The sequence below is a fragment of the Micromonospora arborensis genome (genome assembly GCF_003205615.1).
In the GTDB taxonomy this organism is placed as follows: Bacteria; Actinomycetota; Actinomycetes; order Mycobacteriales; family Micromonosporaceae; genus Micromonospora; species Micromonospora arborensis.
In genome coordinates this window covers 1-25,861 of record NZ_PYBV01000044.1, presented here as the reverse complement: position 1 = coordinate 25,861, position 25,861 = coordinate 1, and the positions used below count along the sequence as shown (strand labels likewise).

General features: G+C 70.2%; 22 protein-coding genes, 1 pseudogene and 1 riboswitch. Of the genes and pseudogenes, 14 read left to right on the top strand and 9 right to left on the bottom strand.

Going from position 1 to position 25,861, the window contains the following annotated elements; all coding sequences use genetic code 11:
- The 4 genes from C7C45_RS28270 to C7C45_RS28255 form a co-directional block, all read left to right on the top strand.
- Positions 1 to 561: carbohydrate-binding protein (locus C7C45_RS28270; RefSeq protein ID WP_482805346.1), on the top strand; the 561-nt coding region annotated here is incomplete at its 5' end.
- Between the two features lie 11 nt (positions 562 to 572).
- Positions 573 to 1,778, top strand: coding sequence for a sensor histidine kinase (locus C7C45_RS28265; RefSeq protein WP_110567113.1), 1,206 nt, complete (start codon positions 573 to 575; stop codon positions 1,776 to 1,778).
- Entirely contained in the window at positions 1,775 to 2,434 is a 660-nt protein-coding gene (locus C7C45_RS28260) for a response regulator (RefSeq protein WP_110567111.1), read from the top strand. Before C7C45_RS28265 ends, C7C45_RS28260 begins: the two co-directional genes overlap by 4 nt.
- Before the next feature lie 204 nt (positions 2,435 to 2,638).
- Positions 2,639 to 3,115 (top strand): helix-turn-helix domain-containing protein, encoded by a 477-nt coding sequence (locus C7C45_RS28255; protein ID WP_110567109.1) that lies wholly within the window; start codon positions 2,639 to 2,641, stop codon positions 3,113 to 3,115.
- Between the two features lie 9 nt (positions 3,116 to 3,124).
- On the opposite strand, the gene C7C45_RS28250 is transcribed toward C7C45_RS28255, so the two are convergent.
- Together C7C45_RS28250 and C7C45_RS28245 are read right to left on the bottom strand one after the other, a co-directional pair.
- Complete coding sequence (locus C7C45_RS28250; RefSeq protein ID WP_167454858.1) at positions 3,125 to 3,673, bottom strand: sigma-70 family RNA polymerase sigma factor; 549 nt, start codon at positions 3,671 to 3,673, stop codon at positions 3,125 to 3,127.
- An 88-nt stretch (positions 3,674 to 3,761) separates the two neighbouring features.
- Positions 3,762 to 6,326 carry a hypothetical protein gene (locus C7C45_RS28245; RefSeq protein ID WP_110567104.1) on the bottom strand — a complete coding sequence of 855 codons (2,565 nt, stop codon included), beginning with the start codon at positions 6,324 to 6,326 and terminating at the stop codon, positions 3,762 to 3,764.
- A 480-nt stretch (positions 6,327 to 6,806) separates the two neighbouring features.
- Here C7C45_RS28245 and C7C45_RS28240 point away from each other — a divergent pair, with 480 nt between their 5' ends.
- The gene (locus tag C7C45_RS28240; protein ID WP_167454857.1) at positions 6,807 to 8,549 is read left to right on the top strand and encodes an RICIN domain-containing protein; all 1,743 of its coding nucleotides are present in this window, start codon (positions 6,807 to 6,809) and stop codon (positions 8,547 to 8,549) included.
- Positions 8,550 to 9,015: 466 nt separating this feature from the next.
- Here the strand turns inward: C7C45_RS28240 and C7C45_RS28235 are convergent, their stop codons facing one another.
- From C7C45_RS28235 to C7C45_RS28230, 3 genes are all read right to left on the bottom strand, one after another.
- Positions 9,016 to 9,648 carry a S8 family serine peptidase gene (locus tag C7C45_RS28235; protein WP_244200612.1) on the bottom strand — a complete coding sequence of 211 codons (633 nt, stop codon included), beginning with the start codon at positions 9,646 to 9,648 and terminating at the stop codon, positions 9,016 to 9,018.
- Entirely contained in the window at positions 9,566 to 11,074 is a 1,509-nt protein-coding gene (locus C7C45_RS35235; RefSeq protein ID WP_244200610.1) for a hypothetical protein, read from the bottom strand. The genes C7C45_RS28235 and C7C45_RS35235 overlap by 83 nt, the downstream gene beginning before the upstream one ends.
- A gap of 306 nt (positions 11,075 to 11,380) precedes the next feature.
- A complete protein-coding gene (locus C7C45_RS28230) occupies positions 11,381 to 12,418 on the bottom strand; it encodes an amidohydrolase family protein (protein WP_110567097.1) in 1,038 nt (345 codons plus the stop codon).
- A gap of 127 nt (positions 12,419 to 12,545) precedes the next feature.
- Here C7C45_RS28230 and C7C45_RS28225 point away from each other — a divergent pair, with 127 nt between their 5' ends.
- Both C7C45_RS28225 and bluB read left to right on the top strand, forming a co-directional pair.
- Positions 12,546 to 13,271, top strand: coding sequence for a TetR/AcrR family transcriptional regulator (locus C7C45_RS28225; protein ID WP_208641391.1), 726 nt, complete (start codon positions 12,546 to 12,548; stop codon positions 13,269 to 13,271).
- A gap of 274 nt (positions 13,272 to 13,545) precedes the next feature.
- A riboswitch (cobalamin riboswitch) is annotated at positions 13,546 to 13,741 on the top strand.
- A gap of 30 nt (positions 13,742 to 13,771) precedes the next feature.
- Entirely contained in the window at positions 13,772 to 14,401 is a 630-nt protein-coding gene (bluB, locus tag C7C45_RS28220; protein WP_110567094.1) for a 5,6-dimethylbenzimidazole synthase, read from the top strand.
- Positions 14,402 to 14,518: 117 nt separating this feature from the next.
- Here the strand turns inward: bluB and C7C45_RS28215 are convergent, their stop codons facing one another.
- The gene (locus C7C45_RS28215; RefSeq protein ID WP_244200609.1) at positions 14,519 to 15,148 is read right to left on the bottom strand and encodes a hypothetical protein; all 630 of its coding nucleotides are present in this window, start codon (positions 15,146 to 15,148) and stop codon (positions 14,519 to 14,521) included.
- A 65-nt stretch (positions 15,149 to 15,213) separates the two neighbouring features.
- Here C7C45_RS28215 and C7C45_RS28210 point away from each other — a divergent pair, with 65 nt between their 5' ends.
- A complete protein-coding gene (locus tag C7C45_RS28210; protein WP_110567153.1) occupies positions 15,214 to 15,471 on the top strand; it encodes a transcriptional regulator in 258 nt (85 codons plus the stop codon).
- Between the two features lie 178 nt (positions 15,472 to 15,649).
- On the opposite strand, the gene C7C45_RS28205 is transcribed toward C7C45_RS28210, so the two are convergent.
- Positions 15,650 to 16,765, bottom strand: coding sequence for a MerR family transcriptional regulator (locus C7C45_RS28205; RefSeq protein ID WP_110567091.1), 1,116 nt, complete (start codon positions 16,763 to 16,765; stop codon positions 15,650 to 15,652).
- Positions 16,766 to 17,177: 412 nt separating this feature from the next.
- Here C7C45_RS28205 and C7C45_RS28200 point away from each other — a divergent pair, with 412 nt between their 5' ends.
- From C7C45_RS28200 to C7C45_RS34250, 3 genes are all read left to right on the top strand, one after another.
- Positions 17,178 to 17,783 (top strand): GNAT family N-acetyltransferase, encoded by a 606-nt coding sequence (locus C7C45_RS28200; RefSeq protein ID WP_244200608.1) that lies wholly within the window; start codon positions 17,178 to 17,180, stop codon positions 17,781 to 17,783.
- 91 nt (positions 17,784 to 17,874) lie between these two features.
- Positions 17,875 to 19,119: an MFS transporter gene (locus C7C45_RS28195; protein ID WP_208641405.1), complete on the top strand. Its 1,245-nt coding sequence runs from the start codon at positions 17,875 to 17,877 to the stop codon at positions 19,117 to 19,119.
- A 218-nt stretch (positions 19,120 to 19,337) separates the two neighbouring features.
- Positions 19,338 to 20,480, top strand: a complete 1,143-nt coding sequence (locus tag C7C45_RS34250; protein ID WP_208641409.1) for a chymotrypsin family serine protease — start codon at positions 19,338 to 19,340, stop codon at positions 20,478 to 20,480.
- A gap of 185 nt (positions 20,481 to 20,665) precedes the next feature.
- Here C7C45_RS34250 and C7C45_RS35910 read toward each other — a convergent pair.
- A pseudogene (locus C7C45_RS35910) lies at positions 20,666 to 20,853 on the bottom strand (hypothetical protein); the annotation flags it as partial.
- A 125-nt stretch (positions 20,854 to 20,978) separates the two neighbouring features.
- On the opposite strand from C7C45_RS35910, the gene C7C45_RS28185 reads away from it, so the two are divergent.
- Positions 20,979 to 22,220 carry a sensor histidine kinase gene (locus C7C45_RS28185; protein ID WP_110567084.1) on the top strand — a complete coding sequence of 414 codons (1,242 nt, stop codon included), beginning with the start codon at positions 20,979 to 20,981 and terminating at the stop codon, positions 22,218 to 22,220.
- 292 nt (positions 22,221 to 22,512) lie between these two features.
- Here C7C45_RS28185 and C7C45_RS28175 read toward each other — a convergent pair whose 3' ends face one another.
- Positions 22,513 to 23,583, bottom strand: a complete 1,071-nt coding sequence (locus tag C7C45_RS28175) for a hypothetical protein (protein WP_208641387.1) — start codon at positions 23,581 to 23,583, stop codon at positions 22,513 to 22,515.
- Positions 23,584 to 24,301: 718 nt separating this feature from the next.
- On the opposite strand from C7C45_RS28175, the gene C7C45_RS28170 reads away from it, so the two are divergent.
- Both C7C45_RS28170 and C7C45_RS28160 read left to right on the top strand, forming a co-directional pair.
- Positions 24,302 to 24,952, top strand: coding sequence for a response regulator (locus C7C45_RS28170; protein ID WP_110567079.1), 651 nt, complete (start codon positions 24,302 to 24,304; stop codon positions 24,950 to 24,952).
- A gap of 717 nt (positions 24,953 to 25,669) precedes the next feature.
- Positions 25,670 to 25,861 (top strand): helix-turn-helix domain-containing protein (locus C7C45_RS28160; protein ID WP_167454856.1); only part of this gene is annotated, 192 nt, incomplete at its 3' end.

Sequence of the window (25,861 nt, the reverse complement as noted above, 5' to 3'; positions counted from 1 at the left end):
GCCACCGCCCCGCCCACCGCTACCGGCCCGGCCACCTCGACGCCGCCGACCGGCGGCCCCTCCCCCCACGTCGGACCGAGCGCGACAGTGGGCGGCGCGCCGACGATCGCGACACCGGATCGTGGTACCCCGGGATCAGGGAGGGTCGCACCGAGCCCGCCGGGGACCACACCCAAGGCGAACCCGCCGGTCCGTTTCACGCCGGTCACCGTCCAGGCCGAGAACCCCGCCAACACCCTCAGCGAGGGTGCCCTCCCCGTCTCGTGCGACACCTGCGACGGCGGAGCCCGCGTACGCTACCTCGGCAGGGTCACCGTCTACCTCGACACCAACGTGGCCGGCACCCGAACCGTCACCGTCACCTACGAAATCGACGGCAACCGGCGGGTGAAGGTAGCCATCAACAACGCGGCACCCAGCACCTTCAGCACCAGCGGCACCGACTGGAAACAGCCGAAGACCTTCTCCTTCGTCGCCCCGATCCCCGCTGGGCGCACCGCGATCACCTTCTACAACGACGAGGGAGACTGCCCCGACATCGACAAAGTCACCGTCAGCTGATCGGTCGATCGATGAGCTGGTTTGTCGCGTACGCCGCCGTGTCCCGGGCGTTGCTGCTCGGGCGGCTCACCCTGACGTTCGCCGCGGTCGGTGTCGGAATGGGGCTGGCCGACGACTTCTGGCAGAGTCTCGGATCGCTGGCCGTCATCGCCGGGACCACGATAGTCCAGCTCACGGTGTTGAGCCGGTGGCCAACGGCGATCCGGTGGCGGTTGTGCGTCATCGCCGTCGACGCCATACCGATGATCGGAGTGCTGCTGCTCAGCCGTGGTGGGGTCGCCTACTTCTGCTACGCGGCCGGGCACGCCGCGCTCGCCGGCGCGTTGCTCGGCGTACGCGGGCTGCCGCTGTGGATCGCCGATGCGGGGCTCGGCCTGGCCGTGGCCACGGAGCTGCTCCGGGCCGGCGGCAGGGAAGCCGCCATGTCCATCGCGGCCCCGTTCATGCTCGCCTTTCCGATGATCGACATCGTCACCGGGATCGCCGCCGCCGTCGTGACCGCTGCGCTGGCGAGATACATCGACACGTCGGTGGCGGCGGTGACCGCCGTGCAGCACTCGACGGCCGCGTCGGAACGTACCCGGCTGGCCCGGGAGCTGCACGACTCGGTGGCAAAGACGCTGCGCGGGGTCTCCTTCGCCGCGGTCGCGTTGCCGTCCCTGCTGCGCCGGCAGCCGGACCTGGCCGAACAACTCGCCGCCACCGTCTCGGAGGGGGCGAACATCGCCGTACGCGAGGCCCGCGAGCTGCTTGCCGGGCTGCGCCGGGACGCGCCGGACCAACCGTTCCCGGGCGTCGTCCAGGGCATCTGCGAAGCCTGGTCGAGCAGCGCCGGCATTCCGGTGCGGGTCACGGCCACAGCGGTCAACCCGCCGGTGGCGGTCCGGTACGAACTCACCCAGATCCTGAACGAGGCGCTGCAGAACGTGGCTCGGCACGCAGGTGCCAGCCTGGTACGGGTCGACCTCAACCAGCCGGATGGGCAGGTGGAACTCACCATTCGGGACAACGGCTCGGGGTTCACGGTGCCTGGTGAGTTGACCGAACTCTCCGCCTCCGGCAACTTCGGGATCATCGGGATGACCGAGCGTGCCCAGGCCGTCGGTGGCACCCTGCGCGTCGACTCGACCGCCGGTGCCGGCACCAGGCTCGTGGTCCGGGTGCCGCTGACGGCCACTGTGGCGGCCAGTCGCTACGGACAGGCGGTCTACCCGTGATCGACGTCCTGATCGTCGACGACAACCCCATCGTCCGGGTTGCCATTCGCGGCTACCTCGCCGGTATCGAGGACGTGCGGGTGGTCGGCGAGGCCCCCGACGGACGGACCGCCGTGACCATGGCACGACGGCTGCGCCCGAACGTGACCCTGCTCGACCATCGCATGCCGATCGCCGACGGGCTGAGCGTCGTCACCCAGCTCTCCGAACACACCGCCGCGCTCGTCCTGACCAGCGACACCGCCGACGAACTCATCGCCGCGATGCTGCGCGGCGGCGCCAGCGGCTACCTCGTTCACGGCGAGTTCGACCCGCCCGAGTTGGTCCGCGCGATCCGCGCGGTGGCGTCCGGTCAGGGCTGGCTGTCGTCCCGGGGCGCCTCGGTCACCATCGCCGCCCTGCGGGACCAGGCGGCCCGCGAGCGGGACCAGGCCGGTCAAGCCGACCAGCTACACCTGGTGCGGCAGGGGTTCGGCCTGACCCGTCGGGAACAGGACGTCATCGAGCTGCTGTGCGCCGGCCACTCGAACGCCGCGATCGGCCGGCGCCTGCTGCTGACGGAGAAGACGGTCAAGAACCACCTGCATCACATCTTCACCAAGCTGCGGGTCACCAACCGGACGGAGGCGGTTCTGCGCTGGTCGGGCCGGCAGTAGCCGTCCGGGTTCCGGCGATGGACGCCCGGGTTCGGCGGCACACACCCACGGACGACGCCGCCCGTGGCGACGGGCCGTACACCGACGAGGACCGACCAATCGATTGAACGCGCGGACTCCGGCTGCCGTTGTGTTGACCGTCAACGGTTTCAACAGGACGGGAACGGCACCGGATGGCACACGCATGAACGGCGGGCCGTCGTAATGACGAGCAAGCGCAGCGACCAGGGACATCCGTTTGTTCCGGCCACCCCCGCGATCAGTGTGTTGCTCGCGCATCCGAGGCCGACCGAGCGGGCGGCCATCCGTGCCGTGCTCGACACCGACGATCGGGTACGGGTGGTGGCAGGCACCGGTGACGGCGGCGAGGCGCTGGCCCTGGCTCGCCAGCTACGGCCGACCGTGACGCTGCTCGACGACCGGGTTCCCGCGCCCGACAGCACGGATCTCGTGGACTGCCTCGCCCGGCGTTCGCTGGTGATCGCGATGACGGACGTGACCGAGCACCACGCGATAGCCGCGAAGCTGTGCGCGCCCGTCCGGGGCTGCCTCGTCTACGGCCACTTCGAGCCCGCCGACCTGCTGGGTGCCGTACGCGCCGTCGCGAATGGGCTGGCCTGGCTGTCACCCGTGGCGGTGGCGGCTGTCATCTGGTCGCTCCGCGTACCCGCCGTGTCGTAGAACGACGCCTTATGACCGTGCGTCGGCCTCGGCGAGGATCCCGCGCGCCACGCGCAGCGCGTAGAAGGAACGCGAGCGTACGGTGCCCTCCGGGATGCCGATCCGCGCCGCCACCTCCGCCACCGACGCGTCACGGTAGTAGAGTTCGACCAGCACGGTCCGATGCTCGGGGGTCAACTTGCGCAGAACCGTGTGCAGGGCGAGCCGGTCGGAAAGCGTCTCGAACGTGTCGTCCGGCGAGCTGGCCCAGCTGACGTCCACCCCGGAGATCTCCGACCTCACCTGGCGGGAGCGGGCCAGGTCGATCGCGAGGTGCCGGGCCACGATGAACAGCCACCGGCGGATCGTCGACGCGTCGTCCGGCAATTCCGCCAGCTTGCGCCAGGCCCGCAGCATCGTCTCCTGCAACAGGTCCTCCGCCGTTCCGGCCTGCCCGCGCGTCAGCCGGAGCAGAAAGTAGTACAGCGGTTGGGCGTTCGCCTGGAAGACCTCCCGCATACGGCGCTCGAGGTGGGCTTTCCGGTCGGACCGGTCGGCTACGCACACGTCGCTGGTCATCGCCATTTCCCTTTCCGGCGTGGAAAAGCGCTTCGTTTCGCAACGGACGCTACTGACGCTCCACCCCGGAACTCCTGAGCCGAAAGGCTCAGTCGGACCCAGGTTGGGTCCCGGATGCCGCAGGCAGACTCGGACGCTTTGGCCGGTTGGTCCGGTCTGCGCCGTCGGCGAGCAACTCGGCCAGCGTCCGCGCCGACGCGTCGCCGACCGCGCGCCAGCCCAGCCGCCCCGCGGTCAGGACCCGCACGACGTCGACCCGCTCGTATTCGCCGCCGGGCAACAGCAGTTCCACCTTGGCCTCGATCAGCGCGGCGGCGGCGGAACGGACCGGCGCCAGGCCGGCTATCTGGAGTGCGGTCGCGCGCACGTCGACCGCGCGCCGCCATGGCACGCGCAACTCCAGCAGGCGGTGGCCCGGGCGGACCCTCGGTCGCCGACGCAACAGCACCAGAGCGCCGTTCGACGAGGCGACCTTCGGGCCGGGCAGCAGCGCGTACGCGGTCGCGTCGTGCTCCCAGGGCCACCGCGAGACGTCGCTCGGCAGCCCTTCGATGCCGTGTTCCGCACCCGAGCAGCGCAGCGCGAGCGCGGGTCCGGTGGGCGGGGTGGCGCGGGCCGTGAAGTGCCCCGACGCGGCGACGTCGTAGCTCGCGACCAACCTCGTCCGGCCCAGCAGGCCGCCGGGCAGCAGATACGCTTTCTCCGGGTTGGCGAGCAGGGCCTGAACCACCGGCGGTTCGTGCACGTTGATCGATGACGTGTCCACCGCGCCACCCGGCTCGACCCGTACGCGGAGCAGGTGTTCACCGGCGGCGAGCGTGCCGGGGGCGGGCGGCCGGAGCGTACCGACGAGGAACAGGTGCGGCGTGGGCACGCCACGCTCGACGGCCTCAGCCTGCGGGCACCCGCACACCACATAGAGATCGACCGGCTCCTCGTTGACCTCCGGCCGCGCGGCGAGCCAGTCGATGCCGTGTCGCAGCCCGCGCCGGGCCGTGACCAGCGGAGGCGTCGCACCAACCGGAAGGTCGGGGCCGGCGGGCGTACGGGACACCGCCGGACGACTCGGCACCGGGCTCGAAGTCGCGGGTGTAGGGGGCTGCGGCGGAAGGCCGGGTCGCGCCGATGGCCGGGCCGGACGGCCCGGGTCCAGCGGCCGTTCCGGGGCACGTCCGGCAACCGCAGAAGGCCGCGCGGAACGGTCAATGGCGACCAGCACGCCGTTCTCGCTGCGCCAGCGCCGCTGCGGCTCGCCCGGGTCCAGCCGCTGCCAGTCGACCGGCCGGCCGTCTCGATCCACCGCGCGCGCCGCACCGTCCAGGCTCTCGACGTCGGCGTCCGGCGGCAGGATCCAGACCTGCGCGCGGAGCCCGCTGGTGAGCTGGGTGCCGTAGTCGCGCAACCTCGACGCGGCGGACCCCGGGTAGCCAGCGAGCAGCACGAGATCCTCGCCCTGCCAGCCGGCGGCCCGCAGCATCCGGTGTAGCACCCGAGGTCCGAGCGCGTGCGGGACGCCGCCGGCGTGCTGTGCCGCCCACCGTCCGTCGGCGAGGACCGTCAGGTCGAGGTGGAACAGCCCGTGCCGGGCCCGCAGCCCTACGTAGCGGGCGGTCATCGCACGTTCGCGCTCCGGCGCGACGGTGACCAGCGGTACGCCCGGATAGCTGCCGACGATCCGCTTCCCGACCGGGGACAACCGACCGTCCAGGTCGGACTCGAAGCGAGAGGATCCGGCGGCCGGCGGCAGGTACGCCCGCCACGCCGCCGGTCCACCGGCCCGGTCGGCGGCGCTGAGGTCGTGGCAGCTCTCCAGGATCTCGGTCAGCGCGTTGCGCTCCGGCGCCCAGACGATCGCGCCGGTGTTCTCAGCGAACGCGGCAAGGTTCCCGTGTAGCAGCGCCTGCTCGTCCCCGTCGAACGGCCACCGTATCCACATCCGCACCTCGGCGCCGTACAGCGGCATCTCGGAGAGGGCGGCGGCGAGCCGTCGTCCGCCGACAACCTGGTACGAACCGCCGTAGTCGCCGAGCACGAACCCGCCACCGCGGACGGCGGCACCGATGGTGGTCAGCTCCGGGTGGCCCGCCGCCAGGTCGGCTGCGGCGGCGCGCCGGGCCACGAAGTCCGCGCGGGTCGCCAACGTGATCCCGCCCGGCAGCGGTGCCGTGACGACGCCGGTCCGCGGCCGGAGCAGTCCACCGGCGGCCTCGTACCAGCCGGGTAGGTCGGTCGCCATGGCCGGCGGCTGGATGACGAGCCAGTCGACCGGCCGGCCGGTCACGGTGTCGACGAGCGCCGCTTCCCGATGCGTACCGTGGCGGTAGCGGAGCTGGCTCCGGGCGGGGGCGATGTGCACGTCCCGGCCGAGTATCCCGGCGAGTTCGGCGAACACCTCCCGGTGCTCGGCCGCACCGTCCATCATCACCCGTACGTCGTCCCCCGCCCCGCCGCCACGTTGGACGAGGTCGGCTATCGCGGTGGCGTCCAGGGGTGCACCCCGGCCCTGAGCACCGGACAGCCGACCGTCGGCCCCGACCCGTAGCCAGATGTCGAACAGGCCGTCGAGGCGCCGATACTCCGCCCGCTCGGCACCCGTGGTCTTCGCCGGTAGGCCCGGCAGCCCGCCGGCGACGGTGCCCGTACCGTTGTTCATCTCGGTCCGCTCGTCTGCATGCCCTCCCAACGAACGGCGAGGCCCGGTCTTCTCAATCTCGCCGCCGAAACCATGAGCGGTACGGGAGGGATTTTCCCGGATGCCCGGAAAATTTGCGGTGGCGGTCACCGGGAGCAGGCCCGGGCCGTGCGCCGGTCAGGCCGGGTCGCCACCGACGCTCCGCACCGGCGCTCCGATCCGCGGCGCAGGCATCCCACCACTGTCCTCCCCTTCCGGGCCACCACAGCGAGAATCAGCCTGGCAGTCGGCCGGAGCCGACCACCAGTCCCTCATCCGGCGGCCGGCGTCCCCGGCACCGCCGACCGGAGGGCCACCCGCGCCCCGGGCGTGGCGTCCTGGAAAAGGGGCGCCCGGTGCCCCCGTACTCCGGACGCCGGAGAAGTTCTTCAGCGCGTTGAACGCGGTCGGGCCGGCATTCGTCGTGACGGCGATCCCGATGCGAAGAAGGGTACGAACACTGTGCGAACCTCCTCGTCCTGGAGCCCGAGCCGGTGGCTCGGCCAACTCCGCAACCGGCGCGGCCAGCAGCTCGGCTGGCTGGGGCGCCGCGCCGTGGGCACCGTCATCGCGAGCCTCGCGGTCCTCTCCGCCGTCGTCGCCAGCATCGGCTGGGGCATCTCGGTGGCGGCCAACAGCAACGATCTCACCGGGCGTTCCATCTCGGACGACCAGATGACGATGATCGCCACGGCTGCCCGCTCCTGTCCGATGTTGACCCCCGCCCGTCTCTCCGGCCAGCTGATGGCCGAGTCCGGCCTCGACACCGCCGCGGCCGGCACCGTGTCCGGCGGTCGGGGCATCGCGGGGCTCGACGACGACGACTGGAAGAAGTGGACCCCGTGGCCGCAGGCGCGCCGCACGGACACCTCAGCCAACATCCTCGCGCTCGCCCACCAGGTGTGTGACCTCAGCGGGCAGCTACGGCTGGCGAAGGTCCCCGGAGACCAGTGGGGGCTCTCCCTCGCCGCGTTCCGCGCGGGGTTGGAGGCCGTACGGGACGCCGGTGGGATCCCACAGTCCGCCAGCGACTACGTCGACAAGGCCAACGCGTACGCCACCTACTACGCCACGTTGCCGCAGTTCGGTGACGCGAGCACGCGCGCCCAGTTCAACCCGACCGGAGCACCGGCCGCCGTCAAACCCCTCCCCGGCACGTACGTCCAGCCCCTGCTCGCCGCGGGCAAGGTCTGCGCACAGGTGCCGCCGTCCGCCGTCGCGGCGGTCCTCATGGCCGCCTCCCAGTTCAACCCCAACAGGTTGGGGCCGAAGAGCGAGCAGGGCATCGCCCAGTTCCGCGCCGACCTCTGGCAGCGCTACGGCCCACCGAACGCCTCGGCCTGGGACCCCGCCGTCGCCATTCCGGCGGTCGGTACCGCCCTCTGCGAGATGGTCAAGGAGTTCTCTGCCCTCCAGGGCGACCCCTATCTCCTCGCGCTCACCGCGTTCCGGATCGGGCCCGACGCCGTTCGCCAGAGCGGTGGCACCCCGGACGCCGCCACCCAGACGTTCCTCCGGGACGTCGCGTCCTACACCTCCTACTACGCGCTCGACACCCGCCTCACCGCCAAGCCCGCGGCCGGAACGCCGTCGCCGACCGCACCAGCGACCCGCACAGCCCCGGGCACCTCGCCGACACCCTCCCCGACGGTCACGAAGCCAACGGTGCAGAGCACCAAGCCACCGGCCCGCAGCAACCAGCCCGCCGTCATGGCCAAGGATGCGCACGGCACCTACGGTCCGTACTTCATCTACAACAACGCGACCAAGCTCTGCGTCGACCTTCCCGGATTCTATGGCGGGAAGGTCGACGGACCGGTGAACCAGTACCCGTGCGCCAAGACCACCACGGACAACCAGGAGTTCGTCTTCATACCGCGAGCCACCGGCCAGGACGGGCACCAGCTTTACTGGATCCGCAACATGGACGACAACTTCTGCCTCGACCCGCCCGGCACCGGCACCGTGGCCAGCAGCACCCCGCTCGGTGAGACCGTCTGCTACGACAAAGACAACCAGTACTTCCAGCTCGAACCCAGGTTCGTTTCGGGCGGCTTCGAGTACTACCGACTCCGCAACGCCGTCAGCGGCTTCTGTCTCGACGTACCCGGGGCGGGCCAGTCCAAGGAGGTCCGCCTGGCGCTCACCCCGTGCCAGGACAACGACGACCACGAATGGGCGCTGATGGAGAAGTCGGAGTGGTGACGCGCTCCTGAAGCACGACGACACGGCCGGGCGAGGATCGGAACCGATCCTCGCCCGGCCATTTCCATGCCGATTCCTCGCCGTGCCGGTAGCCCGCAGGGCCCGGACCTGGTTGGTAAGAGAGCCAGCCGCAGGGCGTCGCGCGCACCGACTGCTCGCACACCATCTGTGCCGGTTCGAAGCCGCTGGGTTTCGCCGTCCTGACTCGCGACTGCCTCGCGATGCGGGCATCCAGGCCGGCTCGCGCCTCGCCTTGCGGGCATCCAGGCCGGCTCGCGCCTCGCCTTGCGGGCATCCAGGCCGGAGCAGCCGGTGATGCGGGACGGAAAACGAGAGCCGGTGACGCGGAGGCGGTGCCCCTCGGGGCCCCGACACATCCACGTCACCGGCTCTTCCGGTGCGCCGCCGGCTACCGGCGTTGCCTACCTACCGCCGGTTCACCGGCGTTGCCCACCTACCCGCCGGCTCACCGGCGTTGCCCACCTACCGCCGGTTCAGCGGCATCGTCGCCCGTCTGCCGCTGCGAGGCCGTCTCGTCCCGTGCCGATCCCGGCGGCGGGCCGGACTCCTCCAGTTCGCCCGCGGCGAGATCGCTTCCCCTGGCCCAGCGCCGGGCCCGCAGCAGAAGCAGCGCGATCGCGGCGAGCAGGATGAACACCACGACGACGATCGCCACCGTACGCGCCAGGCCACCGCCGCCGCTCCCGCCGGTCGCCGTGGCACTCGCCTCGCCCTCGACCGTGGCGCTCACGGCTGCGGCCGGCTTGATCATTCCCCAGCCGTACTGGTGGTCCGGTGGCGCGGCGCCCATCCGCTCGGCGGTCGCCTCGATGCGGTGCTTGACCTGGGCCGCGTTGAGCGTGGGATAGGCGGATCGGACCAGGCTCGCCTGGCCGGCGACGAAGGCGACCGCGTACTGCGAGCCGCTCATGTTCACCGTGCCGCTCCCGTTGATGCCGAGGCTCTCGACGTCGACACCGGGAGCGACCACGTCCACCGTGGAGTCCTGGTACGCCTCAGCCAGCTTGCCGTCCGCGCCGATCCCGCCCACCAGGAGCAACGCGCCTGGAGTGCCGGCACCCTCGGAGGGCGTCGGTATCGTCGCGGACTCGGTGGGCGCGGCGGCGACGATGAGCACGTCCTGGGCCAACGCCTTGGTCACCGTCGACGGCGTACGGTGGCAGCCCGCGCAGCCTCAACGGTCGCTGGATGCCGGTGCCGGCCCCGCCCGTCGCGCCGACGGCGGAATCCGAACCGCCGTCATCGTCGCCGATGACGCTCGCCGACGCCGCGATCGCGAACGGCTCCGGCGCCAACTCCACGCGCCGACGGGTCTCGGCCGGCATCCGACCGACGAGCGCGCCCAGCAGCGGCAGTAGCTCGTGTCCCGGCGGCTCGCCAGGTACGCCGACGAAGATCCGCAACGTCGACGGATCCCACGGGATGGCCCGAACGACGTCCGCGCCCGCCTCCAGCTGCGGCGGCCGGACCCACAGGCCGGACTGGGTCACCTCGGCCACCCAGTGCTCGTTGAGCCGGAACGTACGCTCGTCGATGCGCGGGTAGCCGTCGAGACCCTGGACCGGCCCGGTCGGCCGGGCCGGGCCGGCGGGCGGGACGGTCAGGCGGGTCGCCAGCGGCTCCCACCGGCCCGCGTCCGGCCCGTCGAAGGCCCGGCTAACCAGCTGCGCGTCGTCCGTCAGCACGGGCACGCCGGTAGTGACGATTATCGGCCTCCCGTCCTCGCGCGCCAGGCTGGTCGCCGCGTCGATCGTGCTGGCCACCGACCCGTACGGTGCCAGCAGCGGACCCGGCAGCGCCCGTACCACCGCTCGGATGACCTCCTCGGACACGTCCGGTTGGCCGGGCCGGCCGATCAGCAGGACCGGGCGCTCGGCGTCGAGGGGTATGCCGTAGGCGGGGTCGTCCAAGTCCGGTGCCGGCGTGCCGGGCTCCTGCGGGAAGAGCCAAACGCCCGCCGGAATGGGTAGCAGGGACAGCCCGTTCCCGATTCCCTCGGGTACGCGCAGCTCCTCGACCCGCGCCTCCCACTCCGGTCGGGGCGTACGGCGACCGGCCGGGTCGGACCCGCCCGACGCGTCGTAGCGCAGCCAACCGTCCACGGCGAACAGTGAGCCGCCGGGCACCAGGAGCACGTCGGTGCGAGGCGCGATGATGGTCGCTGTCAGCTCCCGGGCGAGCCGGAGGGCCGGACCGACCTCGGGGGCGCCCGCGTCGGCGACAGCGAGCCGGCCCCGGCTGCCGGGCGGCACCGCGATGGGCAGGACCGCCTCCACCACCGACCACGCGTCGTCGCGGTCGTCGAGCAGGCCGATCACCGTCACGACGCCGGGCTCGGCCGGGACTCCGGCCGCCATCGCCGCGACCACCCCGCCCGGATCGGGGCCTACCACGGCCACCCGGTCGCCGATCCAGTTCAGCGCGGAGCCGATCCCGCTCCACTGGCCGGACCCGGTGAGCCAACCGACCGGCTGGTCCTCGGCTGGCGGCGCAGTCCCCGTCATCGCGTCACCAGCCCGCTCGCCGCATCCGGCGCTCGGCCTCACGTGCCATGACCGATACAACGTTGTCCTCCGGTACGCAGTTCACCGCGTTTCCTCGGCCAGAGAGCCGCGGTCGAGGAGCTCGGCGAGTGTCACGTCAGGATCGGGCACGCCGCCAGCTTAGGGGCTGGCCGCATCGCCCGCCTGGCCGGTGACCCTCCACAGACGAATCCGTCGATGCGGCACTCCAGCCCGCAGGCGTCTCGCCCTGGCCATGATGGCGGTGGCCAGGGCCTGTTCACGATTCCGGCCGGCCGACGTGATGGGTCAGACCACTGTCGGCTTGGCTGCGCGGGCGGTGAGGCGTTCCCAGTTGCGGTGGGCGATGTCGGCTTTCTGGTCGTCGTCGAAGGGCGCGTTTTCCAGGAACGAGCGGGCAGCACCGTTGCTGGTGTCGACGTAGGGGAAGCCGCCGGGGCGGAAGCCGTAGGTGAAGGGGTAGTCGGTGGAGTAGAGCATTCGGTCGGTGCCCATGATCTCGGCGGTCCAGCGCAGGTAGCGGGGGCTGTTGGTGCCGCTGCCGGCAACCCAGAAGTTCTGCGTGAAGTAGTCCGCCAGTGGCCGCTGAAGGTCGCCGGCCGCGGCGAAGAAGCCGGTGTGGTCGAGGTAGAACAGAACAACCTCGCCCCAGTGTCCGGCGATCACCTGCAGGTCGGGGAACCGGTCGAAGACACCCGAGAAGATCATCCGCAGGTACTGCACGCCCAGGTCGTAGTACCAGCCGATCGCCGCCCCGGCCAGCGGAGTGCCGATCGGGCCGATGTTCGAGTAGTAGGCGTCGACGACCGGCTGGACCGGCATCTGCGGGTGGAAGTGCAGCGGCACCCGGAGCCGCTCGGCGGCGGCGTACAGCTGGTCGTTGTCCGGGTGGTCGGCCAGCTTGTCCCCGGTGCGGCCGTAGAGCATGGCGCCGGGGAAGCCCAGCTGGACCACCGCGCGCTCCAGTTCGGCCGCGGCCGCGCCGGGCGACTGGGTGGGGATCGCGGCGAACGCCTGGAACCGGTCTGGGTGCGCGGCGACGATCTCCGCGAGTTGGTCGTTGGCCTCACGCGCCACTGCGATCGCGTCGGCCTGCGGCAGGTCCTGGACGCCGGGCGAGGACAGGGACAGCACCGCGACGTCGATGCCCTGGTCGTCCATGTGGGCCAGCCGCCGCTCGCCGACCTCGCGCAGGTTCGTCGCGATCGGGTTGTCCCCAAAGCCGCGGGCGGGGATCCGCGGCGATCCGGCTCGCTGGTACGCCTCATAGACGGCGGGTACCACGACGGTCTCTTCCACCCCGATGATGCGCAGACGGTCGGCCATGGTGACGCTCCCTCACTAGTGTTTCCGATGGAATCGCTACCACGGTATCACTGATACTAGCGACGTAAACGTGACTGTGTTAACACTGATAATATCTTCGGTATCGAATGCGGGTTATCCTTGATAAGTGCCTGGTGACCCGAACCCCCTACCGTCTGCCGCGAAGCCCGACGGCAACGCGCGCGAGCAGACGCGCCGGCGGATCATGGACGTCGCAATCGACCTGCTGGAGCGCGGGGGCCGCGACGCGGTCACCACCCGCGCGGTCGCCGAGGCCGCTGGACTGCAGGCGCCGGCCCTGTACCGGCTGTTCGGCGACAAGGAGGCCCTGCTCGACGCGGTGGCCGAATACGGGTTCACCCGGTTCCTGGCCGCCAAGCACATCGACCCCGACCCTCAGGACCCGATCACGGAACTACGCGTCCGCTGGGACACCGCAGTCGAGTTCGGACTGGCCAACCCCGCTTTGTACGCGCTCATGTACGGCGAACCCGCCCGGTCCACCATCGCTTTCCGGCTCGGCCTCGGACTGCTCATGGACCGCATCCGCCGCCTGGCCGTCGCGGGCCGACTACGCGTCGACGAGAACCTCGCCGCCCAGATCATCCACGCCACCGCCCGTGGCGCCGTCCTGACCTGGCTGTCCCTGCCCGACGCCGAGCGAGACCCCGCCCTCCTGGTCGCGCTGCGCGAAGCCATGATCACCGCCGTCACCAGTCAGGAACCGGCCGTGCAGGAAGAGGGCCTGGCGGGCGCCGCTCGCGCCCTGCGCGCCGCCCTACCCAGCCAGAACGCCCTCAGCGGCGCCGAACAGCAACTCCTGACGGAATGGCTGGGGCGACTGTCCGCATAGCCCCTGCTGCCTGGCGTACGGGGTCGAGGTACTCGGGGGATCTCGGTCGTCTGACCGTCGAAGCCGCCGACACCACCCTCCGCGTTTACGACGCTGACCAGCTGGTCACCGAAGCGCCCCGCACCACCGCCAAGCCCGTCGCCCGGACGCAATTTTGCCCCACGCCTGCACGAACTCGGCGAAGCGTTCAAGGGCGGCGGCTCGGTCGCCGCCGCCTAGACAGGCTTGAGGGCATTGGCATGGCGTCCCAATGTGCCGTCCGGCGTAGCGAAACGACGCACAAACGTTGCGAGGTGCCCCGCGAGTGGGGAGAATCGGGAAGCCGCGTGAGTCCGGCACGGTCCCGCGGCGGCCCCTGGGAGCTGCCACCCACGCGTACCAGACACAGTCACTGACCCTGAAGGGCTGGGAAGGCGGGTGACCAGCGTAGAACCGGGAGCCCGAAGGCCGGCCTCGCGTCATCGGCTCCGTCAGGGGCACGAGCGCAGCGGGAGCCTGTCTTGAACACCGGACTCTACGAGACCATCCGTCGCCGCCGGGACGTACGGGCCCAGTTCACCGGGGCGCCGATCCCCGACGAGACGTTGGACCGGATTCTCACGGCGGCGCACGCCGCGCCGAGCGTCGGTCTCTCCCAGCCGTGGGACTTCATCCTGGTCCGCGATCCTGAGCTGCGGCAGGAGTTCCATCGGCACGTGGAGCGGGAACGGGACACCTTCGCGGCCACTCTCGACGGTGCGGCGGCGGAACGCTTCGCCCGGATCAAAATCGATGGCGTACGCGAGTCGACGTTGTCGGTCGTGGTCACGTACAACCCGGAGCGGGGCGGACCGGCCGTGCTCGGCCGTCACGCGATCGCCGACGCCGGCCTCTACTCGGTCTGTCTGGCGATCCAGAACCTGTGGCTGGCCGCGACCGCCGAGCAACTCGGAGTCGGTTGGGTCTCGTTCTACCGAGAGCCGTTCCTGCGCGACCTGCTCGGCATCCCGGCCACCGTCCGTCCGGTGGCGTGGCTCTGCCTCGGCCCGGTCACCCATCTGGAGCAGACACCGGACCTGGAGCGGCACGGCTGGCGCCAGCGACGTCCGGTGTCGTCGGTGATCCACCACGACCGTTGGACGACGGAGTGACCGAGTGGCCGGTACTGCTCTCGCTGATTCCGAGACATCGCCACGCAGGTCGGCGACCACTCGAAGCTACCCGGTGGACGGTGGCCCGAGGCCGTCCGAGGATGACCCACGGACACATCACACCGTCGGTACGGCCGCCTGCGTCGCCCTGAGGACCGTCAGCGCCTTCGGCGCGAGCGTTTCGGTGGCGACGTACGAGGCACCACCGACGGCCAACCAGACCTTCACCACCAGGTTGCCCATGCGCGCGTGGACCATGTACTCGGCGTACTTGAAGCCGGGCTCGGAGCGCCTGGTGAAGGCCTCGGCCTCGTCGCCCACACCGGCGATGACGCCGACCGGAGTCATCACCGTCACCTGCCCCGTAGACCGATAGAGCAACCGAGCCTCCTCCGCGCTGACCGGCGTCGACGCCTCCACCCGCAGATTCGCCTCATGCCCGTCCTTCGTCCGCAACTCGAACAGACACGCCACACCCGGGCGCCCCAGCGGTGGCGTCGGATCGGTGCGGGCCACCGTCAGGGACAGGTCCGCCAACGGCCGAAGATCAGTACGTTTACACAGGTCCAGGTCTTGAGCGCGGTAGATGGGGCCGGCCGAGGCGGTGGGCACGGTGGAGGCAACGCTGCTCGTGGCCGCCCCTGTCCTCGGCGCACCCACCGGAGCCGAGGCACCGTCACAGGCGGCAGTGGCGAGCACCGCAACGAGCGCCACGGCACGACAACAAACACCGGCCAACGCAGACACTTCTCGAACATACCGGCTGTTGAGCTGGCAGACTGCCCGAGCGACGAGCCACTATGGTGCCGGGTATGCCCGCCGCAGAGAGCCCGGAGCACATCACCCGAACCCGCACCGTCACCGCCCGTGCGATTCTGCAGGGCAAGGCCGATCTTCGGACGTACCCCTATCGCCTGCTGGCCGTGGTATCTCAGCACGGCCTGGGCGGCGACCAGATCAGCGAGGCGCTTGCTGCCGCCGAGGTCCTGGGCCAGTTCGGCTGGGACCTCGTCAACGTCTCGGAATTCGCCTCCAGCAGGATCGTCTACGCCTTTTTGCGGAGACGATGACGATGGTTCTCTGACCCGGCGGGCACGAGGTGTCCCGGCTTCCCGGAAGGTCTGCCGCGATTGTCGGGCTCGGCCTTGGGACGACCGCATACCGGAACCACCCCGGCCGCCCGCGCCGACCATGCATCTGATGCGAGGCCCGTGCGTTGCCCTCAGCGGGGTTCTCGCGCACAGTGGATCAGGCTACGAGCAGGCGGAGGCCGAGCTCTGCCGTGTCGAGGGCGACGAGATCGCGGTTGCGCTCGGCCCACCGGCCTGAGGAGAGGTCTTCGCGAAGTGTGCTGACTGCCCGTTGCTCAGCCTGCGGTCCGACTCTGGTCCATACCGAAACCGCGCGGCGTACATGTTCGTCCAGGTACGCCTCAGGCCGACGCCAGTGCGCCTCGAAGAAGCCGTCATCACAGTCCCACGGAACGAGCACCGGCTCCGCACGTCCTCCGATCGCATGGGTCAGGTCGGCCAGGGACGGCCAGCCGACGAGGAGGTCTGCGAACTCAGGCAGATAGTCGCGGGTGAGCCAAAACCGCTGACGCCAGCCGGTGTCGTCGGCGTCGTACGTGAACACCACCACGCGACGGGCCACACGCTTCATCTCACGCAGTCCGGCGACTGGGTCCGGCCAGTGATGGACGGTGCTGACCGCCATCGCGGCGTCGAAGGACTGGTCCTCGAACGGCAGACTCTCCGCAGCGGCGGCCACGCACGGTGCCGCGCCCGGGGGACGCTGCGCCCGCATGACCGCCGACGGCTCCACCGCTGTGACGTCACGGTCGGGGGGTTCGTAGGAGCCGGTGCCGGCCCCGACGTTCAGTACCGTTCGTGCGTCCCCCAGCGCATCCCAGATGTGCGCGGCGATCCGTGGGTCGGTGCGCCGCGTCGCTGGGTAAGCGGATCCGATGACGTCGTACAACTGCGGGCCGAACACCTGCAGTTGCTCCTCTGGCGTCGTCCTGATCCCCATCGCTCGTGCCTCCAGTTCCCTGTCTATGGCCGTCACCATGGCAGCAGCGCGGTCGCGCTGGTCCATCAGCAGGCCGCGCAGCCGACACAGGTGCGCGACTGCGTCAGTGGCCGGATCGTCAACCAGATCCGCGATCTCCCGCAATCCAAAGCCGAGCCGCCGGTAGGCGAGCACCTCCCGGAGTCGCTCCACGTCGTCCGCGGAGTAGGCCCGGTGCCCAGCCGCGGTCCGCGTGGACGGCTCCAGGAGGCCGATCTCGTCATAGTGATGCAGTGTGCGGACACTGACGCCGGCCAACTCCGCCACACGCCCCACGGTCAGGTGCTCATCCACGCCACCAACTATGTGACATGACGCCGCGTGAGGAGCAAGCGCTTCACTGCCGGCATGATCAGGTTTCCGCTCATTGGCCGGCTGAGGCCCGCCCCACTACCGGTGGGGAGTCGCTCGCTCCGACAACGTCCGGGCGAGGAACCACAACACCACCGACAACCCGGTGAACGTTAGTGGTCACAGCACTAGCCCGATCTGCTTCGGTACGAAACGCACCCCGACAGCGGCCGGCCCGCGGAGGAAGAACTCGCATCAAACGCCAGCTCAAATATGACGCAAGTCACACAATTGCCGCCCGTGGGGCTTACGGAGTTCCTGGTGCTCCTCATCTGGGTTGCGTCCTTGACCGGGCTGACATTGCCCCGTAGGCCGGCACTGCACCTTCTGGTAGCTGTCGAAGCACGTGGACTTTATGGAGCTGAATCGCCTTCTAGGGATGATCAATGCTGGTAAGAAGCGGCTCGTTCAGCGGTCCGGCCTTGAATACCGTGACCGCATGCCCGAGTTGATTCTGCCGACTGTCCGCCTGCACGCCGCGTTCTTGGATTGCCGCGACGACTGGGGCCCTGGCCTCCACGAGGACGGCTTCGGCCTGGGGGTCGACGACGACGTGGACTCGCCCGAAGGCTTCGCTGCTTGGGTGCGCGAGCGGGTCCGAATGGCCCATCCGGCCGGCGACCCGTGCCCGGAAGAACAGCACGGCTCACCCCGGTGGATCGTCGAGCATGGCCAGGTACTCGGGGGAATCGCCCTCCGCCACAAGCTCGACGACGAGATCGGCCAGATCGGCTACGGCGTCCGGCCGTCCGCGCGCCGCCGAGGACTGGCGAGTTGGGCACTCGGCGAGATGCTCACGGAGGCTCGCGTCGTCCTGGGCCTGGATCGCGTCCTCATCCCTTGCCTGGCCGACAACATCGCGTCGGCCCGGACGATCGAACACAACGGCGGCGTCCTCGAGGGCATCCGCGACACCGAGCACGGTCCAGTGCGGCGCTACTGGATCGCCTTCGACCGGTGACAGGTCACACGTTACCCACGGCAACCCGGCCGAAGCCGAATCTAGGAACTACTCGTCTTGGGCCAGGGCAGCCCGTGAGGTGCGGACCGTGTTGAGTGCGAAGCCGTACCGGGACGCGCTCGCGCTGCCAGGGTTGCGGCCCCTGCTGCTGGTCGCGATCCTGGCCCGGGTGCCAGTGGCGGCCACCGCCGTGGTGATGACGCTGCACGTCCTCGATCTGGGCCGCGGCTTCTTCGCCGCCGGGCTGGTCGGGGCCGCCATGACGCTCGGTTCGGCGCTCGGCGCACCACTGCTCGGCCGGCTGGTCGACCGGCGTGGCCTGCGGCCGATGCTGCTGCTGACCACAGCGGTCTCGGCGCTGTTCTGGGCAACGGCGCCGGTCCTGCCGTACCCGGTGCTGCTCGGCGCCGCGTTCGCCGCCGGGCTGCTCACCCTCCCGGTCTTCTCCGTGGTCCGGCAGTCGATCGCCGCGCTGGTCCCGCCGACTGAGCGCCGTCAGGCGTACGCGCTGGACTCGATGTCGGTCGAACTCAGCTTCATCATCGGGCCGGCCGGGGCGGTGGCCCTGGCCACCAGTGTCTCGCCCACCCTGACCATGTATGCCGTCGGCGCAGGGATCGTGCTGGCCGGACTCACCCTGCTGGTGCTGAACCCGCCGACCCGGGCGCGTGACGAGGCGACGACGCCGGCACGGGCACTGCCCCGCCGGCAGTGGCTGACCCCACGGCTGATCGGGCTGCTCGCCGGTGGCGCGGCGGGCACGCTGGTGATCGCCGGCATCGATGTGTCGGTGGTGGCGGTGCTGCGCGACGCTGGCCAGGTCGACTGGACCGGTGTGGTGCTGGCGCTCTGGGCATCGTGCTCCTTGATCGGCGGCTTCACCTACGGCGCGCTGTCCCGTCCGGTGCCGTCGCTGATCCTCACCCTGGTCCTCGGTCTGGTCACCATTCCGATCGGCCTGGGCAGCGGCCAGTGGTGGCTGCTGGCCCTGATGCTGCTCCCGTCTGGAGCCTTCACCGCGCCGACCGTGGCGGCCACCGCCGACGCGGTGAGCCGGCTGGTGCCGGCGAGCGTACGGGGTGAGGTGATGGGCTTGCACGGTTCGGCGATGGTGGTGGGGGTGGCGCTCGGTGCTCCGCTGGCCGGGGCGGTGATCGATGCCACCGCGCCAGCCTGGGGCTTCGCCGCGACGGGCCTACTCGGCGCACTGATCGCGCTGGCGGTACTGCCGACCCAGTCGAGTCACCGACACTCCGAAGCCGCGGCCGAACCCGCCACCATCTCAACCGTCGCTCCCCGCTCGATTCCGTCCCCGCTCGATCATCGATCTAGGTGAGTCGAAGAACCGCCACCCGCAAACACACCTAAGCGAGCACCAGACCGGGTCAGCGGCCGGCGCGGGTGTGGTCGGCGGTCCGTCCTGCGGCATGGCCCGGCCCAGGTTGGGAATGGAGCGACGAGCGGGGTCACCGAGAGGGGGCCGTCATGCACGAGATCACCTCGCGAGAACAGGACCAGTTGCTCAGGTTCATGCGTCGGCACCGAAAGCAGCTGATGTCATTCCCGAACGTCCGTTCTGTCGACATCGGCTTCGAGTTCAAACGCAAGCGCCCTTCGGACCGGCTGGCGATCCGCGTTCACGTCAACCGCAAGATGCCGGACAGCAGCCTCACCCCGTCGGAGCAACTCCCCGACGAGATCGAGGGGGTGCCGGTCGACGTCATCGAGAGCAATCCCGTACCGAATGTGGGTGTCCGGCACTCTCGGCACGATCCTGTCCTCGGCGGCATCAACGTCGGAAACCTCAAGGTCGGAGGTCCCGGCACCGGAGACCCGGGGACGCTTGGGGCCATCGTGTTCGAACGGGGCACGCTGCGGCCTATGGCGTTGACGAACTGGCACGTGGCGGTCGCTGATCCGCCGGTCGCGATGGATCCGATCATCCAACCCGACCCGGTTGCGCCCGATCCGGAGCCGCCGAACAACTTCCTTGGCCGCCTGCTGCGCTGGGACCAGGGTCTGGATGCCGCCGTGAGTTCGATCGGCGAGCAGGACGGCAGTCGCAACCGGAACGTGTCCACCGACATCGAAGGGCTGCCACTGCCGGCATCCGGTAGCAAACCGCACGTCGTCGGTCTCAAGGTGCTCAAGTCCGGGCTGCGGACCGGAGTCACCGGCGGCACCATCGACGGCACGGACGGCATCGAGTTCTCGGTCGTTCCCGACGACTTCGCATTGCCTCAGGGGGTGCTCGGCGATCACGGCGACTCGGGGGCGTTGTGGCTGGACCGGAACACCTTCACGGCGGTCGGACTGCACTTCGCGAGTATCAGCAGCCCGGAGGTCCGGGCGTGGGGGAAGTCGTTGTCCACGATCTGCGACACGTTGAACATCTTCGTGCTGGACGTCGCAGCCATCGGCACCCCGTGGATCGGCGGGCACTGCCGTGTGCTCGCCTCCCCCCGCGCCAATGCTCCCTGCAATCTGCGAATCGTCTATCCCAGCGGGCGCACCAGCCACGCGAGAGGACTGGGTGCGGCGACCGCCGATGCCCAGGGGCTGGTCAGGTGGCAGTGGCGCATCGGGTCGAGCACCAGGCGCATGCCGGGCGTCAAGATGAGCGCCCATCTGACCCTGGACGGTGCGGAGCATCTCCTCTTCGCAGAGCTCGAAGGCGCCACGGATCTGTCGGGATGAATTGGAAGGGCCGTGCGGCAGGTACTCCCAGGCGATCCCCGTCCTGACCACGTACAGGATCGCGTTGACGACGTACCGCCATACGCCGTTGACCCTCACATAGGTCTCGTCGACCAACCACCGGTCGCCCGGTGAGTGACGGGTGAACCTGGCGGCGTCGGCCAGCAGCGGGGTGAACCGCTGGACCATCGGAAGATCGTGACGTGGTCGACCTCGATACCACGTTCAACCAGCAGGTCCTCCACATCTCGGTAGGACAGATTGAACCGTAGGTACCAGCGGACCGCGACCACGATCACCTCCGCCGGGAACCGAACCCTGCGAACGCGGACCTGGGCGGCGACCACGGACGACGATGGCGTGATTGCGTCACCCGTCAACTCTGCCCCGGCCCCGACTGACGATGCAACAGAGCCCCGCCAAGACCAGCCACTACGCCCGGCAAGCACTCACCGAACCCTGAAACGGATCTCCTGCTCGAGTATTAGAGTCCCGGAAATGGCGACGATAACCGGGAGCGGCATCCAGAGCCGCCTCCGGGGGCGTGCGGTCGGTCCGGTCTGCGCGGTCCTGGCGTTCTGCGTGGTGCCGGCCGGTTTGCTGGCGGGTCCCGCGGCGGGCTGGCGGGCGGTCCTGCCCATGATGGTCGCGGTGCTGGGCGCTCTCGCCGTCGCCTCCTTGCACGCCCGGGACCGGGTCGTCCTTGCGGCTGCCGTCGGGGTGGCCGTGAGCTCCGCCCTCGGCACCCTGTTCGGCGACCCTCCGGCACCGGAGAAGGCGACCGGGGTGGCCACCCTGGTGGAGATCACCGCGCTACTGCTGCTGGTCTGTCTGGTCGCCCGGTACGCCGAGATCCGGCAGGCCGTCGTGCTCTGCACCGTGCTCGGGGTTCTGGCGTCGATGGCACTCCTGCGGCTCCAGATCCCCCCGACCGCGATGGAGATCGCCGCGCAGAGCGCGTTCTTCGCGCTCGGCGCCATCGCTGCGGCCGCCACGGGCGGCGGCCTGCGCGCCCTGGAGGTCCGCAGGATCCGGGCGGTGTACGAGGCCCGTCGCAGCCAGCGCCTCCAGCTGGCGGGCGATCTGCACGACTTCGTGGCCCACGACGTGTCGGGCATCGTCGTGCTGGCCCAGGCGGCACAGGTGATCGGCGCGGATCAGCCGGAGAAGGTGCTACCCCTCCTGCAGCAGATCGAGGCCTCCGGTCGCCAGGCCCTCGGCTCCTTGGACCGCACCGTCCACATGCTCAGGTCCCCCAACGGAACGACCCCGGGCGGCCGGGGCGCCGCGGACAAGCCACAGCCGAGGACGTACGGCCTGGAGGACATCGTGGACGTCGTCGACCGGTTCCGGGCGGGTGGCCGTGCCGAAGTGCGTCTGCACATCGACCGGTCGCCCGAGCAGTTCGGCCGGGTTCCCCGCGAGGTGGCGAGCACCGCGCACCGGGTGGTGGTGGAGGCGCTGACCAACGTACGCCGGCATGCCGCCACCACGCCGTGGGTGACCGTGTCCGTGGCGTCCGGCCCGGAGCGCCCGGAGCCGGTGCTCACCGTATCCGTGACCAACGGCTCCCCCTCCGTCAGCGAGGCCGGCGGCGGGCACTTCGGCGACCGGGGGCGACACGGGGCCACCGGCCTGGAAGGGCTCGCCGAACGCGCCCGGGCGCTCGGGGGAACCCTGGAATTCGGCGTCCACGGGGAGCACGGCTGGCGGGTCACCGCGCTCCTGCCACTGGGCTGAGCACGCCAGTTCTCCCGGGGTCCTACAACGCCACCTTCAGAGTTCTGATCGACCCGGCGGCCCGGGGTTGGGCATATCCGGTACCGAGGGAAGGGCACAGCCGACCACCGGCCTGGACCCCTTGGTACGCCGGAGTCTGTGGGCACGATCCTGGCGACGCTCGCCTGCTGCCTGGTGTTCGTCCTCGTCACCGCGCCGCTGGCGATCCGCAGCTTCCACCGGGCGACCTGACCCTTCCCGCCGACCACGAGGGCCCGGAAACAGTCCCCTGGATCCGGGCCCTTGTTGTTTCTCAGCGGCGGGTGCAGCGCTTGCACACGCCGCGCCGCCGGAAGTAATAGGCGAGTGTGGCGGCCGCCAGGGCGATGCCCCACACAGGCCAGACCATCTCCGGGACCGTGGCGCCCCAGTCGTCCTTCTGGTTGTCGAAGGCGCCCTGGAAGTGCAGCCGGATGTACATGACCCCGGCGATCGTCACCATGATGGAGACCAGTGTGGCCGGGACGACGGCCAGCGAAATGGGCACCCGCCGGCCCCTGAGGCCGACCATCCAGCGGGGGTAGACCTCGCCCCAGCGCTGCACCAGGCCCAGGGTGAGCAGCGAGCCGAGCGCCCCCATGGTGGCGAGCGCGGCACCGGCGATCCAGAGGTGGTCCTTCTTGCCCGCCTCCCACAGCTCGTCGGAGATGCCGAGCGGGAAGCCCAGGGCCCAGGCCCACCGGGTGCTGGCGTACAGCAGGGGAACGACGACCGCCGTGTACGCGGCCCTCTTGCCCCAGCGGGCGGCGGCCTCGGGCGAGGTCCAGCCTGCGCCCGCATCGGTACGCCCGCAGCGGGTGCAGGCACCGGACGTGCGGCGCTGGTAGACGACCGCCGACGCGACCATGAGGCTCACCGAGACCACCGCGAACAGCTGGTTGATCACGGTCCAGTTGATCGCGCTGAACTTCAGCATGAAGACATAGGCGAGATTGCCGAGGAGCCGGAAGTCTGCGAGCGTGCAGAGCACTGCGGCCGCCGAGAACACGGAGGCACCCATCAGCACGGAGGTGGGGATCCGCCGCCGGCCCGGCATCGCCAGGAGGAGCGCGACCGCGGCGCTACCCAGGAACCCGCCCGCGATCCACGGTGCCAGTCGGTCGCGGCCGACGTGCTGGAAGGCCGAGTATTCAGGGTTGGCGTCGTCGGCACCGAACGGAAAGCCGTCCGCGCCGAGAGCCCAGTAGGTGTGGGCCAGCCCGTACAGCAGAAGCGCGAGAAAGGCCGCGTAGCCGATCAGGGCCGTCCGGTTGAATTGCCCCCGCACCGGACGTGGTGCAACGTCCGTCGTCCGTAATGACATAGGCTCGGCCGCCTGATTCATGACGCGTCCTCCTTGGATTGAACTCGCAGGTCAGCATTCCGGGCCGGGCCGTCCGGCACATCTGCCGATCGGCAGAGCCGCACGGCCGGGCCGGACAGCGGGACAGCCCGCTCAGTCCCCGAGGCCGGTGAGCCTCTGCTGAAGGGCGCGGCCGACCTCGGCGACCGGCCCGGCCCGCAGGAGCTGGCAGTGCTCGCAGTCGATCCCCTCAACCTCGACCCACCCGTGGCGAAGCGCTGAAGTTTCGCGACGGACCGCGCGGTCTTCCCCGCCGGGTCGCCCTCGTCGCGGGTGGCGACGACCAGCAGGGTGTCCCCGTCTAATACCTCCGGTACGTATCCGGTGGTGAGGTGAGGGACCAGTTGTTGTTGACCTCACCGATCCGCAGGATCCGCTCAGTCCGGTGCGCGGCACCGTGGCGAGCACACCCGCGGTGATCTGCAGGTGGTTGACGCCGTGACCGTCGACCAGCGCGGCCAGTTTCTCGCCCGCCGGTGCGTGGTGGGTGCCCGGGAGCACCAGTGTCGCCCCGGTGAGCAGGGTTCATCGCCAGGTCGGCCATCGAGACGTCGGAGCTGGGCGAGACGGCCTGGAAAATCCGGCTGTCCGTGTCGATGGCGAAGCGACCACCAGTGCGGGGCGCGCGTCCTGAACGACGTATAAATTCGCATGCGGTCCCGGTGGCTGAACGGCGCGAATTCGCACTACGGTACCGATCATGACCATCCGCATACTCCTCGCCGACGACCAGGAGTCCGTACGGATTGGGTTCCGCCTCATCCTGGATTCCCAGCCCGACATGGAGGTGATCGGTGAGGCTTCTGACGGCCTGCAGGCCGTCGAGCTCGCCGCGGCATTGAACCCGGATGTCGTGCTCGCTGACATCCGCATGCCGCGCATGGACGGCCTGGAGGTCACCCGGCGGCTCGCTGGGCCCGGCGCCGAGCCTCCGATGCGGGTGGTGGTGGTGACGACCTTCGAACTCGACGAGTACGTCCACACCGCACTGCGCAACGGCGCCTGCGGCTTCCTGTTGAAGCGCTCGGGGCCGACGTTGCTTGTGGAGGCGGTGCGGGCAGCAATGGCGGGCGACACGCTGATCAGCCCATCGCTCACCGTCAGTCTGTTGCAGCACCACCGGGACGCCGGCCGGCCCAGGACCGCGCAGCCGGTGGACGCCCTGACCGACCGGGAGACGGAGATCGCCCGGCTGGTCGCCAAGGGGATGACCAACGCGGAGATCGGGGCCGAGCTCTTCATCTCGGCCGGTACGGCCAAGACCCATGTCGCCAACGTCCAGCGCAAGCTGGACGTCCGCAACCGGGTCGGCATCGCCGCATGGGTCTGGGGCAACCGCCTGGAGGAGTGAGCCGCCCCTCGACGACCCGGGTTCGGTCCCCCGGAGCCGGGCCTGGCTGAGAACCCGAGTGCCTCGCAAACCGAAGGCGCCCTCCTCGGACCGGAGGGCGCCTTCGGCGTACGGGTGCGTGCGATCAGACGTGGTTGATGGCCGCGAGGACATCGAGCCGCGCGCCGTGCCGGGCCGGGGCGATCGAGGCGGTGAGCCCGACCACGACCGCACCCACCAGGTACGCGAGCATCTGTCCCCAGGGCAGGGACAGCTGGTTGACGCCCTGGTCCTCCGGCTCATCGACGCGTTGATAACTCAGGCGTTCGCAGCGTTGAAAGCCTCGCCGGGCACCGGGCCTACTACGACCGGCAACGCCCCCGCAGAGCATCAGATCGACGATCCTGGATCATGCACGGCTGACGATCATGATGCTTCGGCGTCGGGGAGCGCCTGGCATCGGCTACAGATGAGGGCGTGCCCGATCGGCGGTCGGGCGTCGTTGGCGGCGATTGCTGACAGAATGAGCTGTTACCGAGGTGCCACTCTCGGCATGATTTTCTGTTCACCGGTGGCGGCCATCGAGTGCATCGCACCGCTGGCGAGCGGGATCAACCGGGCCAGGCCCGGCTGTCCGTTGCGTCGGGCCAAGTCGGGCCTGGGCCTGCCCCGTTTTGACGGACATCCGAGATCAGGGGACCTGGGGTCTCCGGGAGGATGTCCATCATCATGGAGAGCATGGGGAAGAAGCGGCCGCGGCCTCGGCGTTCGTTCACGCCGGAGTTCAAGGCCGAGATCGTCGAGTTGTGTCAGCGCGGTGATCGCACTCTTCGGCAGGTCAGCCAGGATTTCGACCTGACCGAGACCGCGGTGCGTGACTGGGTCAAGCAAGCCGACCTCGACGCTGGCACCAGCATCGACGGGCTGACC

Excerpts from the sequence above, each read along its gene's own strand:
- C7C45_RS28210 (WP_110567153.1), top strand. The coding sequence starts at position 15,214 with ATGCCCGCCGCAGAGAGCCCGGAGCACATCACCCGAACCCGCACCGTC.
- C7C45_RS28230 (WP_110567097.1), bottom strand. The coding sequence starts at position 12,418 with ATGGCCGACCGTCTGCGCATCATCGGGGTGGAAGAGACCGTCGTGGTA.
- C7C45_RS28245 (WP_110567104.1), bottom strand. The coding sequence starts at position 6,326 with ATGAACAACGGTACGGGCACCGTCGCCGGCGGGCTGCCGGGCCTACCG.
- C7C45_RS28255 (WP_110567109.1), top strand. The coding sequence starts at position 2,639 with ATGACGAGCAAGCGCAGCGACCAGGGACATCCGTTTGTTCCGGCCACC.
- C7C45_RS28185 (WP_110567084.1), top strand. The coding sequence starts at position 20,979 with ATGGCGACGATAACCGGGAGCGGCATCCAGAGCCGCCTCCGGGGGCGT.
- C7C45_RS34250 (WP_208641409.1), top strand. The coding sequence starts at position 19,338 with ATGTCATTCCCGAACGTCCGTTCTGTCGACATCGGCTTCGAGTTCAAA.
- C7C45_RS35235 (WP_244200610.1), bottom strand. The coding sequence starts at position 11,074 with ATGACGGGGACTGCGCCGCCAGCCGAGGACCAGCCGGTCGGTTGGCTC.
- C7C45_RS28200 (WP_244200608.1), top strand. The coding sequence starts at position 17,178 with ATGGAGCTGAATCGCCTTCTAGGGATGATCAATGCTGGTAAGAAGCGG.
- C7C45_RS28175 (WP_208641387.1), bottom strand. The coding sequence starts at position 23,583 with ATGAATCAGGCGGCCGAGCCTATGTCATTACGGACGACGGACGTTGCA.
- C7C45_RS28265 (WP_110567113.1), top strand. The coding sequence starts at position 573 with ATGAGCTGGTTTGTCGCGTACGCCGCCGTGTCCCGGGCGTTGCTGCTC.
- C7C45_RS28250 (WP_167454858.1), bottom strand. The coding sequence starts at position 3,673 with ATGACCAGCGACGTGTGCGTAGCCGACCGGTCCGACCGGAAAGCCCAC.
- C7C45_RS28170 (WP_110567079.1), top strand. The coding sequence starts at position 24,302 with ATGACCATCCGCATACTCCTCGCCGACGACCAGGAGTCCGTACGGATT.